Genomic DNA, 13932 nt, shown 5'->3' with positions numbered 1-13932 from the left:
AAAAACTATGCTGGAGGAACTTGAAAAAGATTACGGATTTACCTATCCAACGCTCTATAAACAATTATATAAAGATGGTATGCTGGACTGGGGAGAGTTTGGGGAAGACTGGCTGGATAAGGTATATCCTGCCATCAAAACAGCTCCGCCTTTACTGCTCTATGCCAACGACCTGGAAATAATGGCGCTGACTACCGTGGATGAAGAAATGGACGAAGGTTTGCTGTTTGCCGATCCCGTACATAAATTTGTACCCTTCGCCATGAGCGGCGCCGGTGACTGGTTTGCATTCTATTTCAATTTACAGAACGGCGATGATGTGCCGGTAGTGCAGGTGTTTCACGATGCCAACGAAGCGTGTATCCTCGCTAAAAATCTGCAGGACTTTATCTTCCTGCAAATGCTCGAAGCTGTAACAGACCTCGATCCGAAAAACCCGTCGCTGATCGCACACGGGAATATGAAAGAGAATTGCGCCAATTTTCTGCGCACCCATACTGCTTATCTTACACCCCGCCAGGCGAAGATCATTGAAGCCGTATACGATTTCGGCCGGCTTACCAACGTAGCCCTGCACGAAATAGTAGAGAAAGAAATGAATTTTGAGTGGCTGGACAGCAGTTTTCCTTACCAGACGCGGGAGTAGCATAAAGCTGAACGCAAAAAGCATAAAGCTATTGAGGCGAATGATCAAAGCGAATATTGTTTTCCGCTTTGATCATTCGCCTCAATAGCTTTATGCTTTTTGCGTTCAGCTTTATTCCTGGTAAAAATCTATCAGTGATCCAAAGTACTGCTCATTCCAGCCAGCCACAATATCTTCGTAGGCTTCATCCGGAATATTGGTATGCTTTAACTCCACATCTGTGCCTTTGGGAGAAACATGCAGTTTGATGGTAACGATAGAAGGATTTTCTTCCTCGTCTTCCCCGAAATACCATTGCTGCACAATCTTCTTATCCTGCTCAAATTCGAGGTTTCTGCCTACAATACTTTCTTCCCACAAAGCAAATTCAGACCCTGGTTCGGTCGACATTTCCGCTACTTCGCCTGTCCACAGCTGAATAGTAGCAGGGTTGGTGAGGGCGGCATATACTTCTTCCGGTGTTGCAGCCAGTATAAAATGTTTTTTATAATCTTTCATGACTTCAAAGCTACTGAATTGATGAATTATTATTTACTTTTCTGTAAAAATCGGGCGTATGCAATTTACCAAACTGATCCCCAATATATTTTATTCAGATATGAAGGTGGGTTTACAGCTTTTTGTGGACACACTTGGTTTTGCTGTTGCTTACCGGGACGATAGCGGAGAACAGCCCTTTTGTATCGTCAAACGGGATACCCTGGTGATCCACCTCGTGGAAAGCCACGAATGGGCTATCAAAGACCGGCCACAGATACGTCTGGAAACCGACGATATAGAATCGGCCTATGCATTGGTGAAATCCACACACCCGGAACTCTTGCATCCTAATTTGCCCGAAGTACGGTTGCAGCCCTGGGGCGCACTGGAGTTTGGATTGCGCGACAGCGAGGATGTATGCGTAATAGTACAGCAACCCGCATAAGCGCGGTTAGCGTTCATTTCCGGCCATTTTCTGTCCGCTTACGAACAACCCGGCAACCTGCCTTGCGGGGAAACCCTTGTCTGTCGATAAATGCAACTGTGGCAACTTTCTTGTGTCTTTAGAATATCCAATTTCTAAATACCATCGCCATGTTAAAAAACTACCTGAAAATTGCGATCAGGAACCTGTTTAAGAACAGGGGAATTTCGTTTATCAACATCTTCGGGCTATCTGTAGGGATGGCGGTGACTATGCTGATAGGGTTGTGGATCTGGAATGAATTATCGTACGACAAATACAACAAGCATTATGATCATATAGCAGCCGTGTGGCAACTCGAGTCCAGCAATACGGAGGCGGGCGCCTACAGCTCAATGCCTATACCGCTGGCGGCGGAATTAAGAACCACCTACGCCAATGATTTCAAAGAAGTGGTGCTGGCAACGGAGGGAACACATACAGTCAGCTTTGGCGATAAGAAAATTACCAGTCTGGGTATATTTATCGAGCCAGGCGGTCCTGAGCTGTTTGACCTGAAAATACTGAAAGGAACCAGGGCCGCATTAAAAGAACCCGCCTCGGTGATGCTGTCAGCTTCCTTTGCCAAAGCATTGTTTGGAGATAAAGAACCGATGGATCAGCTGATAAAGCTGGATAACAACAATGGCCTGGTTGTAAAGGTAACCGGTATATACGAAGACCTACCCGAGAACTCCCTCCTGGCAGACATGAAGTATATATTGCCCTGGGAGCTGCTGGTGACCAAATGGGATTGGGTAAAGAATGCAAAAGATACCTGGACATTTAATGCCATGCGGATCTTTGTGCAGATAGCAGATAATACCGATTTTGATAAAGTGAGCCAGAAGATCAGGGATGTTAAAGCCCGGCACACCCCACCTACACCAGGCATAAAAAACGAACTTTTCCTGCACCCGATGCGCAAATGGCACCTGTATTCCTCTTTTGAAAACGGGGTAAATACCGGTGGCCAGATTCGCTATGTACGGTTGTTTGGACTGATCGGATTATTTGTATTACTGTTGGCCTGCATCAATTTTATGAATCTCAGCACGGCTCGTTCAGAGAAGCGCGCCAAAGAAGTAGGTATCCGCAAAGCTGTGGGTTCTATGCGTACGCAGCTTATTTCACAGTTTTTGAGTGAGTCGGTGCTGGTGGCGTTATTTTCCTTTGTATTGTCTTTGTTGCTGGTATTAATCGCCTTGCCATGGTTTAACGGGGTGGCGAATAAACATATCGCTATCCTCTGGACCAATGGATGGTTCTGGCTTTGCTGCATTGGCTTTACTTTGTTTACAGGCGTGCTGGCAGGCAGCTATCCCGCACTTTACCTGTCATCTTTCCAGCCATTGAAAGTATTGAAAGGTACTTTCCGTGCCGGCCGTTTTGCGGTAGTTCCCCGTAAAGTATTGATCGTAGTGCAGTTTACAGTATCTATTGTGCTGATCATTGGTACTATTGTAATTTACCGGCAGATCCAGTTTGCGAAAAATCTGCCGGTAGGGTACAGTCGTAACGGACTGCTCTCTATACAAATGACCACGCCGGAAATCTATCAGAACTATGATGTGATTCGCACCGAAATGCTGAGTGCCGGGGCTATTACAGAGCTATCACAGTCGCAGGGCCCTATTACCGATATATGGAGTGGTGAAGGAGGCTACGAGTGGAGGGGACGTAAACCAGAGCAACAGGACGGGTTCTCTACTATAGGCGGGAAGTTTGGTTATGGCAAGGTGGTGGACTGGCGCTTTATTGCGGGGCGTGATTTTTCAACCGCCTTTGCCAGCGATTCCATGGGGCTGATCCTGAATGAGGCGGCCGCGAAATATATGGGTCTGGCACATCCGGTGGGAGAAATTATCCGGAAAGACGGGAAGGAATATCATGTGCTGGGAGTGGTGCAGAATATGATCATGACTTCTCCCTATGATCCGGTACGCCCGGCTATTTATTACCTGCTGAAAGAACCGGGGAACTTTATTAATATTCGCATTAACCCGGAAATAAGCACCAGTAAAGCATTGGTGAGTATTGAAAAGGTGATGCAAAAGTATAACCCGGGTGCGCCGTTCGAATATAAATTTGCTGACCAGGAATATGCGAAGAAGTTCAGCGAAGAAGAACGCATCGGGCAGTTGTCTACTTTCTTCGCTGCGTTGGCCATCCTGATCAGTTGCCTTGGCTTATTCGGACTGGCTTCCTTTTTAGCCGAACAGCGGACCAAGGAAATAGGCATCCGGAAAATACTGGGAGCTTCGGTGTTCCAGTTATGGCAGATGTTATCCAAAGACTTTGTCATCCTGGTGAGTATTTCCTGTTTCCTGGCTATCCCGTTAGCCTGGTATTTCCTGGATAAATGGTTGCTGCGGTTTTACTATCATACCACCATTGTATGGGAAATTTTTGTGGTAACAGGGATCGGGGCGTTGTTGATAGCGTTGCTTACGGTGAGCTACCAGGCTGCAAAAGCAGCGATGGCTAATCCTGTAAAAAGTTTAAAGGCAGAATAACCTGCCTGGACTACCTTGTAACATCAAACTGGACTACCAGCCATCGCCAGATCCCGGTACTTTTGTAAAATGAAAAAGTACCAGGATCTGGCAGTGCTGCTTCTACGGATAGCCACTGCCGTTAATTTTTTGTCGGCGGTAGCGATACGCCTCGGCTTTTGGGGCCCGGAACATGGTAACTGGCAGGACTTTTTAGTCTATACCGGGAAAGTAAATTCTTTCGCTCCTGCGGCGATGATCCCCTTCCTTGCCGTAACCGCTACAGCATTGGAAATTATTTTTGCCTTGCTGCTGCTGATTGGTTATAAAACGCGCTTCGTTGCCTTGAGTGCGGCATTACTTACGCTGATATTTGCGTTGAGCATGACGTATTCTTTCGGGCCATTGTCGGCATTGACCTATTCGGTGTGGGTAGATTGTACCTCAGCACTACTGCTGGCTACTATGCCTTATTATCGCTGGAGTATGGACGCAGCGCAAGCGAAAACGATTAAGTAGATTATTTTATAAGACATGCGTTAAAAGCGGTACTTTCATTATCTCCGATTTCAACCAGATCTGGCATAATGATGAAAAACGCCTGTTTTGTATGTAACCTGTTTTCTTTATTGCTGCTGGCCTCTTTCAGCCATGCGCAGTTGCCCCCGGCATGGGTGCGCATCAACCAGCTTGGTTATCTTCCCAATGGTATTAAAGTAGCGGTATGGGGCAGCAAGAGTGAGGAAATGCCATCGCATTTTCAACTGATATCCGCCACCTCTGATAAGGTAATGTATACCGGCAGCACCGGTAAGGCATTTGGCCCCTATGGACCTTTTACGCAAACCTGCCGGCTCGATTTTACTGCGTTCAAAGATACTGGCAGCTATTACCTGAAAGCCGGTGCGGCTGTTTCCCCTGTTTTTCGTATAGCCGGTAACGTTTACGCCGGCACGCCCGGCTTTCTGCTGCGTTATATGCGGCAACAACGAAGCGGATTCAATCCTTTTCTGAAAGACTCCTGTCATACGCACGACGGTTATACCATGTACGGGCCTATGCCCGATAGTACGCATATTGATGTGGTGGGAGGCTGGCATGATGCCAGCGACTACCTGCAATACGTTACTACCTCCGCCAACGCAGCGTTTCATCTGCTGGCAGCCTATCGTGATTTTCCCGGTGTGTTTGAAGATCATTATGCAGCAAATGGTTTGCCCGGCGCCAACCAGGTAAAGGATGTACTGGATGAAGCCAGGTGGGGGCTCGACTGGTTGCTGAAAATGCATCCGGCGCCGCAGGAAATGTTTAACCAGGTGGCCGATGACCGCGATCATCATGGTATGCGTTTACCCGGGGAAGATAGTTTTTATGGTAAAGGATTTGAACGGCCGGTATACTTCTGTACCGGGCAACCGCAGGGGCTGGGTAAGTATAAGAACAGGACTACCGGTGTCGCCTCTACGGCGGGGAAATTTTCCAGCGCATTTGCGCTCGGATACACCTTATTGAAAACAACAGATACGGGCTACGCCCGGTTGCTAAAACAAAGGGCATTGTCGGCCTATAAAATGGGCCTGCGGCAGCCCGGTGTTTGTCAGACTGCCTCCACACTATCGCCTTATATTTATGCAGAAGATAACTGGACCGATGATATGGAACTGGCAGCCGCCGTTTTATACCAGGCCACAGGTGAAACGAAATATCAACAGGAAGCATGGAACTATGCGCAGCAGGAGCCGGTAACGCCCTGGCTGGGCGCCGACACCGCCAATCACTACCAATGGTATCCCTTCATCAACCTCGGACATTATGCATTGGCACAGCAAAGTGCCGGAGCAGAAAAGCAACAGCTGATCAACTATTATAAAACAGGTATCGAAAAAGTATGGCATAAAGCGCAGCATAATGCTTTTTACCGGGGCGTGCCGTTTATCTGGTGCAGTAATAATCTTACCGCTGCTTTTGCCATACAGTGTTACTGGTACCGGCAATTAAGCGGCAACAATGCTTTTGCCGCGCTGGAACAGGCCAATACAGACTGGTTATTTGGCTGCAACCCCTGGGGAACCAGTATGGTGTATGGCTTGCCTGTCAACGGCGATACACCGGAAGATCCACATTCCGCCTTTGCTGCCATTGGCCATTACCCGATAGACGGTGGGTTGGTGGATGGGCCTGTTTACACAAACATCTACAAAAATCTTATCGGCATCCGTTTGTCAAATCCGGATGAATATGCTGCGTTTCAAAGCGACCTGGCAGTATATCATGATGATGCAGGCGATTACAGCACTAATGAACCAACCATGGATGGTACCGCCTCCCTGGTATACCTGTTGGCAGCCAAAGCACAGGAAGGAGCCGGAAAGCGGCAGTACGATCATGGTGGTATTATCCGGGGTGACAGTGCACGTAAAGAGCTGGCACTTGTTTTTACGGGAGATGAATTCGCCGACGGCGGACCTGTAATACGAGCCACGCTGCGGCAACAACAAATACCTGCATCCTTTTTCTTTACCGGCAGGTTTTACCGGAACCCCGCCACACAAAAGCTGATCAGGCAGTTAAAGGCCGACGGACATTACCTGGGACCACATGGCGATCAGCATTTGTTGTATTGCGACTGGAAAAACAGGGACAGTTTGCTGGTCACCAAAACACAGTTCCTGGAGGACCTGGAAGCCAACTACAAAAGTATAGAGAGCGCCGGCGTTTCACGAAACTATGCCCCCTGGTTTTTACCAGCCTATGAATGGTACAATGATAGTATCGCTGCATGGGCGTCGACGATGGGGATACAGGTGATCAATTTTACACCCGGCACCCGTTCCAATGCAGATTATACTTATCCTGAGATGGGAAAACAATACCGGTCCTCTGAAGAAATTTATCATAGCATTATTCAATATGAAAGCAGCCATCCTGGCGGGTTAAATGGCTTCCTGCTGCTGATACACATAGGTGCGGACCCGCGGCGCCCGGATAAATTTTACAACAAACTTCCTGCACTGGTTGTTCTCCTGAAAGAAAAGGGATATCATTTCAGTACACTAAAACAATTATTACAGTGAAAATTAGCTTTTTTATAAAGCCGTATAGCCGGTAAGGTTATACACGATATTAAAATTTGATAGCCTGTTTCCTATTAAAAATATTTTTTATTGCGGTAAATCCGTACGACAACTCAATCGGCCAAAATTCAATAGCATGAAATGCTGTAAGCATTACTCAATGTCTGTGTTCAACCAATATAAATTTCAGTAAAAAACCTTTTTTATGCGCATGTTTCTATTTACGAAAATGGCCAAAGGCCGGTCCTTTGTGCTATTGCTGTTTATGAATCTGTTGGCCGCTGCCACATTGGGGCAGGTGAAAATTTCCGGCCGGGTAACAGATGAACAAAATGCTCCGCTTCCCGGTATTACCGTGATCGTGAAAAATACCAAAGTGGGCACCAAAACGGATCCGGATGGCCGGTATACGATCAGTGCCAGTTTGCAACCCGGTAATTACACATTGGGATTTTCCGGGATAGGGTATACACCTAAAGAAAATATACTGGTAGTAGGTGATGCCGCCGGCACCTACACCCAGAACATGCAGTTGGTTACTTCAGTATCCAAACTGGATGAAATAGTAGTAACCGGTACATCGGAAGGTACCACCCGCCGGCAGCTGGGTAACTACATCAGTACCGTAAAAGCAGATGAGCTGAATAAGGGAGGTACCGGTAATGTATTGGCCGCATTGCAGGGAAAAACTGCCGGTGCGCAGATCACGCAGAATTCCGGTGATCCCTCAGGTGGTATCTCTGTAAAACTGCGTGGTATCAGTACTATATCAGGATCTACAGAGCCATTGTATATTATAGATGGTGTAATCATTGACAACTCTACCACCAGGGTAACCAATGCCGATCCGAGCTATGGTAATGGCGCTACCGCCGACAACTCTTCCGGAAACAATTTTGTGGGCGCTATAGGACAAAACCGTATGTCGGATATAAACCCGGCAGATATAGAAAGAATAGAAGTGCTGAATGGCGCCGCCGCGGCGGCCATTTATGGCTCCCGCGCCAACGCCGGAGTGGTACAGATCTTTACAAAAAGAGGCAGTACGGGTGCGCCGGTGGTTAATTTTTCCACTTCGCTTTCAATAAACCAGCTCCGGAAAAAACTGGATGTAAACCAGGCTCCCGTTAAGTTTGGCGGATCGCCCGATGACTCCACCCAAAATATCCTGACACCTGCGGTAGTAAGCACCACACCAGTGAAACGCTACGATTACCAGGATTATATTTTTCGTACAGGCGTAGGTACAGATAATAACATTTCAGTTGCAGGAGGAAAAGACAAAACAAAATATTATGCCTCCGCCAGTTATTTTTATAACCAGGGCATTATAAAAAATACTGACTTCAGCCGTTATAGTTTCCGCATTAACCTCGACCAGGAGCTGACCAGCTGGATCAGCTTTAATGCCAGCCTGAACTATGTTTACAGCAAATCAAATGAAAAGCCGGATGGTAATACTTTTTATTCTCCCATGAACTCGGTGACCATTATCGGTAACTACTACGATATACAGCGACGTAACAGTCTTGGTCAATTATTGAAAGTTGGAGAACGCGGGCGTGTAAACCCGGCATCTGTGATAGAAGATTTTCAGCAACAGCAACATGTGGGAAGGATCATTGCCGGTACGGGTATTAAGCTGCGCCCAATTAAAAATTTAACCATAGACTATCGCCTGGGAATAGATAATTATAACCAGGAAGGTACTACGTTTATGCCTGCCTTCGCCTATTTTGTAAGCCCCGGCTTTTACGGCGGCGGGCCTTCACTGGACCCCGCCCAGAATGGTTACGCAAGCGCAGGTAATAATAATTCTTTCATGATCAACCATGATCTGAATGCCACCTACAACTGGGATATCAATGATAAGCTGAGTTCCGTTACACAGGTGGGTTACTCTGTGCAATACCAGCGCATGCATTATACCCTGGAACAGGGAAGAGGTTTGCCGCCTTTTGTGCAAACATCCGACAGGGCTACCACTATTATTCCCGGTGCAGATCAGCGAACAGAAGTATCTATTTCCGGAGAGTATATCCAACAGAATTTCAAATACCGCAATCAGCTGTTTCTGACCGGTGCGCTTCGTATGGATGGTTCTTCTGTATTTGGAGTGGATGAAAGAAACCAGCTGTATGCCAAAGTAAGCGGTAGCTATGTATTGTCGGGGGCCGACTACTGGACCAATTCGTCCATAGCCAGGTGGTGGGATCTGCTGAAAATACGCGCTGCCTATGGAGAATCCGGCAACCTTACGGGCATACCGGCCTATGGTCGCTATAATACCTATATCGCTTCTGCATTCATAGGCGCTTCTGCGTTCCAGTCGCCCTCCACCTACACCAACCCGGACGTAAAACCTGAAAAGCAAAAAGAACTGGAAATAGGAACGGATATGGCATTCCTGGATAGTCGTATATCCCTGTCCGTTAACTATTATCACAAACGCGTGGAAGACCTGTTGATCAGCCGTGCTATTGCACCCACCAATGGTTATTCTTTCTACCTTAATAACATTGGTACCTTACAAAATAAAGGTGTGGAAGTGATGTTGAGTGCCACGCCGGTAAAAACAAAAGATTTTACCTGGAGTCTCACGGCAATCTATAACCGGAACAAGAACCAGGCGGTAGACATTGGCCAGTCGCTGATCTTGTATAATACCGTTGGGGGCGCGCCCATAGGCATTGCCAATGGAGAGCCGATCGGCTTCTTCTATGGTACTTTCTTTGCCCGTGATGAGAATGGCAACATGTTGAAAAATCCGGCTGGTATCCCGGTAACAGAAGGTGGTACGCAAACCTCTCCGCTAACGTATACGGTTGCACGCGATCCGGCCACTGGTTTGCCGCCTGCCAAAATAGCGGCGCTCAATAAAAAAATCGGTGACCCCAACCCGAAGTATACCGCCACCTTCACCACCGATCTTCAGTATAAAAAGCTGGGGTTACATATACAGCTGGATGCGGTACAGGGAGTAGACGTATTTAATGCCGACTTTCGTACCCGTCAGGGTGTGGATAACGGGAAAATAGCAGAAATGGAAGACAAGGGAATATTACCACGTGGGTTTATTGCAGGTAACTACAACATACAGGAGTGGAGAATTGATGATGGATCTTTTGTAAAACTGCGGGAAGTATCGCTCAGCTATGACTTCGGGAAACTGAAGGGGTTCAGCGATTTATCCGTTAGCCTGGGCGGCAGAAATCTTATTTCATGGGATAACTATAAAGGATATGATCCGGAGTTAAATGCTGCAGGACAAAGTACCGTATTGAGAGGGATTGACTTTGGCGCCGTACCTATTCCGAGAAGTTATAACCTGTCATTGCGTGCAAAATTCTAAACCCATTAAAAAAGACATTATGAAACGATATATTCAATACAGCCTGTTATACGCTGCATTTTTCCTGGCACTCGCCGCCTGTAAAAAGGATTACCGGGATCCGTCAGGACCATCGTCGAAAGAGGCATACAGCACCCCCATTACGCTTGCCAACGATGCCGTAGGCCTGCAAGCCTGGTACGTAAAGGATAGGGTGGGATTGCTATACACTACCGTAGCAGCCGGCAGTTTACTCACCGGTGAAACATTTGTTACCAACCCGGGTAATACGGATGAAGCACAGATAGGTACCGGTGGTAACAGCATCTTGAATACCAATTCGATCGTTACCGGTATCTGGAATGTTACCAACAAGATCCGTTATGAAGCAGATAGCATTTTGCGCACTACCAATGTAATTGTTACTGAGAAAGATTTTGCAAGTGGTATTATCTGTTATGCCGCTATCTTCAAAGCGCTGGCCGTAGGTATACAGGCAAATTTCTGGGAGCAGGTACCGGATGGAAGTGGCAGGCCGGATAATATTAATACAGATGTGAAATTTATTCCCGGCAAGCAGGGATATACGCTCGCAGTGGCTACGCTAGATAACGCCATCACTGCCGTAACCGCAACGCCTATATCTGCCAGCTTCGATGTATATGCGCCGGACAGTGTAAACATCATCAATACATTGTATGCGCTGAAAGCAAGGTATGCCCTGTATGCAGGAGATTATGCCACCGCGCTGGCGGCGGCCAATAAGGTAGACCTGAAGGTAAGATCCACCCTTTCTTTTAATCCGCAGGTGACTAACCCTATCTTTACATTGGTAACAGCTACCAATAACATTTATAATGTGGTGGACTCTTCTATGGGTCTCCCGGTGGGCTTGCAGCCAAGCCTGGTGGATCAGCGGGTACCTTTTTATATTGTGAGACCGCCTTCCAATAAACCGCGTTTCAATATCAATGGTTTTTTCAGAAGCAATGTATCTTCCGTACCCATTTATTTACCCGGGGAAATAATGCTGATCAAAGCCGAATGCTATGCCCGTCAGCATAATGTACCGAATGGTTTGATTGAACTGAACAAAGTAGTGACAAAGAAACCATCGGATGATGCTTTCGGAATTGGTGCTGCGCTGCCGCCGGTAGTGGCTGCCACCGAAACAGAGCTGTTGAAGCTGATTTATCAGCATCGCAGGATAGAGCTGTTTATGGGGGCACAGGAACTGGAGGACAGCCGCCGGTTTGAGCGCCCGGTTGCGGAACGTAAAAGGAACTATTTCCCATATCCTTTCGTGGAGAGAAATGATAATCCGAATACGCCTGCGGATCCGGCATTTTAATGAGCTTTTTGAAGAGAGTGGTTGTCGCGGAAACGTGGCAACCATTTTTATGTGTATTGTAGTGATTATTAGCTTGTTATATTTATTCGTGATTATTTTACCCTAATTTTGTGACAAGAACCGGCTTATTTTACCCTAATTCTGTGACAAGTGATGGAGAAATTACCCTGATTTTGTGCATTCTGTCCAATGGTGATAGAAAATAAAGTCGTAGTCTTGATAGTAACTTATGAAGATATATACCACATTACAAATGGGTGCCTATCACATCAACCATTGTGAGGATTACCTTTTTTTCGATACCTCTTTCAACAACAAAATTATTTGCGCCGTAATGGATGGCTGCACGATGGGGAAAGACAGTTATCTTATTGCCACCATTGTTGGTAAGTTGCTCAGAAAGATTTGCAAAGCGATCAGTTATAAAGAATTTTATGCCCGGGATAGTGCTGGATTATCGTTGGACGATCTTCTTAAGTCGATCCTTCATGAATTATTTAAAGAGATAAGAGCCGTTAAAAACCAACTTCAACTGGAGCGCGAAGAATTGTTGACTACATTGATCATATTGCTGACGGATATGAAAGAAGATAAAGGATTGGTATTAATAGTAGGTGATGGCGTTGTTAGTATTAATGGCACTATCATTTCATTCGACCAGGATAACAAACCAGATTACCTCGGATTTCATTTAACAGAGGATTTTGATACCTGGTACCTGTTACAGCAACAAAAGATTTCAATTGACAGCCTGAACGATATCAGTATCGCAACGGATGGTATTGAATCCTTTACCAGGGTGGCTGCTCCTGAAAACTCTGAAACAATAGATCCTGTACATTTTTTGTTACATGATAGTACAGGTATTGGAAATGAAGAGATGCTGAATATGAAGTTGAAGACAATTGAACATAAATATGGGTTAAATCATACTGATGATTTGGCGGTGATAAGACTCGTGAAATAATGCTACGCCCGCCTGGAAACCCGCCATGCATCAAGGAAAGAAGGCGGCGGTGCTGTATTGTTTGCCAATTGGATGTATCCGTCCCCAGGAATAATGCCTAGAAAGGATTCACAATATTTGTGGGAGTACCATTTACATAGTTCATTACGTTTTCAAAGGCTTTACCGAAATACAATTCATAGCTTTCTTTCTCCACATATCCTAAATGTGGTGTGCAAACAACATTGGGCATATTCATCAGCTCAAATGCAGTGTCGTAAACAGGTTCATCTTCATATACGTCGATGCCGGCAAATCCGGGGCGGCCATTTTTCAGGGATCTTAATAGTGCGCCAGTTTCAATCAACTCCGCGCGGGAGGTGTTAATCAATACTGCCGTGGGTTTCATTAAATTTAAATCGGCTTCTTTTACAATGCCGGTGGTCGCTGCGTTTAAACGAAGATGGAGGGAAATGACGTCGGCATCGCGGAAAAAATCTTTTCTGGTGGCAGCTTTCCGGAAGCCATCTTTTACTGCCCTGTCCATAGAAGCTTCACTTCCCCAAACGAGTACTTTGGCGCCAAATGCTTTGGCATAACCAGCTATCATAGTACCTATCTTTCCATAACCCCAGATACCGATTGTTTTTCCATGAACAGTATTGCCGATGTTGATCTGCCATTGTCCTTTTTTCATGCCTTCAATAGCAGCAGGAATTTGACGGAGGGCATTTATGAGGAGTGCCCAGGTGAGTTCTGCCGGTGCTACCGGGGAACCTATGCCTTCTGCAACAGCCACATGATGTTTGGTACAGGCGGCCAGGTCGAGGTGCGCTGAAATTTTACCGGTTTGACTGATAATTTTCAGCTGGGGTAATTGCGATAAAAGGGCCTCGTTTATTTTGGTTCTTTCTCTTGTCAGCACAAGGATGTCGGCATCTTTTATTTTTTCTGCCAGCAATGCCGGATCCTTTTCTGTTGTATGAAGTATCTGAACATCTTGTCCTTCCAGTAATTTGAAGCAGTCAAGACGCCTGATGGCATGTTGATAGTCGTCCAGTATCGCTATTTTCATCTTGAAAAAATTTACATGGTGCTCTCGTGCTTTGTAAATTACTTCTTATAATTGATTTTGTTGAAAACGCA

Annotated in this window: 10 protein-coding genes; 8 read left to right on the top strand and 2 right to left on the bottom strand. The window is 46.2% G+C overall.

Annotated features, from left to right (window positions below):
- The first annotated feature begins 7 nt into the window (after positions 1 to 7).
- Positions 8 to 646: an SMI1/KNR4 family protein gene (locus tag KE626_RS28320; protein WP_211976426.1), complete on the top strand. Its 639-nt coding sequence runs from the start codon at positions 8 to 10 to the stop codon at positions 644 to 646.
- Positions 647 to 757: 111 nt separating this feature from the next.
- Here KE626_RS28320 and KE626_RS28315 read toward each other — a convergent pair whose 3' ends face one another.
- A complete protein-coding gene (locus tag KE626_RS28315) occupies positions 758 to 1144 on the bottom strand; it encodes an SRPBCC domain-containing protein (protein ID WP_211976424.1) in 387 nt (128 codons plus the stop codon).
- A gap of 58 nt (positions 1145 to 1202) precedes the next feature.
- On the opposite strand from KE626_RS28315, the gene KE626_RS28310 reads away from it, so the two are divergent.
- The 7 genes from KE626_RS28310 (at position 1203) to KE626_RS28280 (ending at position 12807) form a co-directional block, all read left to right on the top strand.
- Positions 1203 to 1571 carry a VOC family protein gene (locus KE626_RS28310; RefSeq protein WP_211976422.1) on the top strand — a complete coding sequence of 123 codons (369 nt, stop codon included), beginning with the start codon at positions 1203 to 1205 and terminating at the stop codon, positions 1569 to 1571.
- A gap of 149 nt (positions 1572 to 1720) precedes the next feature.
- Complete coding sequence (locus tag KE626_RS28305) at positions 1721 to 4105, top strand: ABC transporter permease (protein ID WP_211976420.1); 2385 nt, start codon at positions 1721 to 1723, stop codon at positions 4103 to 4105.
- 69 nt (positions 4106 to 4174) lie between these two features.
- Positions 4175 to 4603: a DoxX family protein gene (locus KE626_RS28300; RefSeq protein WP_211976419.1), complete on the top strand. Its 429-nt coding sequence runs from the start codon at positions 4175 to 4177 to the stop codon at positions 4601 to 4603.
- Positions 4604 to 4671: 68 nt separating this feature from the next.
- Complete coding sequence (locus KE626_RS28295; protein ID WP_211976418.1) at positions 4672 to 7158, top strand: bifunctional glycoside hydrolase family 9 protein/polysaccharide deacetylase; 2487 nt, start codon at positions 4672 to 4674, stop codon at positions 7156 to 7158.
- A gap of 205 nt (positions 7159 to 7363) precedes the next feature.
- Positions 7364 to 10510 (top strand): SusC/RagA family TonB-linked outer membrane protein, encoded by a 3147-nt coding sequence (locus tag KE626_RS28290; RefSeq protein ID WP_211976417.1) that lies wholly within the window; start codon positions 7364 to 7366, stop codon positions 10508 to 10510.
- 19 nt (positions 10511 to 10529) lie between these two features.
- Entirely contained in the window at positions 10530 to 11840 is a 1311-nt protein-coding gene (locus tag KE626_RS28285) for a RagB/SusD family nutrient uptake outer membrane protein (RefSeq protein WP_211976415.1), read from the top strand.
- 229 nt (positions 11841 to 12069) lie between these two features.
- The gene (locus tag KE626_RS28280; protein ID WP_211976413.1) at positions 12070 to 12807 is read left to right on the top strand and encodes a protein phosphatase 2C domain-containing protein; all 738 of its coding nucleotides are present in this window, start codon (positions 12070 to 12072) and stop codon (positions 12805 to 12807) included.
- Between the two features lie 97 nt (positions 12808 to 12904).
- Here KE626_RS28280 and KE626_RS28275 read toward each other — a convergent pair whose 3' ends face one another.
- The gene (locus KE626_RS28275) at positions 12905 to 13861 is read right to left on the bottom strand and encodes a D-2-hydroxyacid dehydrogenase family protein (protein ID WP_211976412.1); all 957 of its coding nucleotides are present in this window, start codon (positions 13859 to 13861) and stop codon (positions 12905 to 12907) included.
- Positions 13862 to 13932 lie beyond the last annotated feature (71 nt).

The organism is Chitinophaga hostae (genome assembly GCF_018224885.1).
GTDB classification, from domain to species: Bacteria; Bacteroidota; Bacteroidia; order Chitinophagales; family Chitinophagaceae; genus Chitinophaga; species Chitinophaga hostae.
Note: the sequence above shows the minus strand (reverse complement) of the source record. Positions and strands in the feature narration are given on the sequence as shown.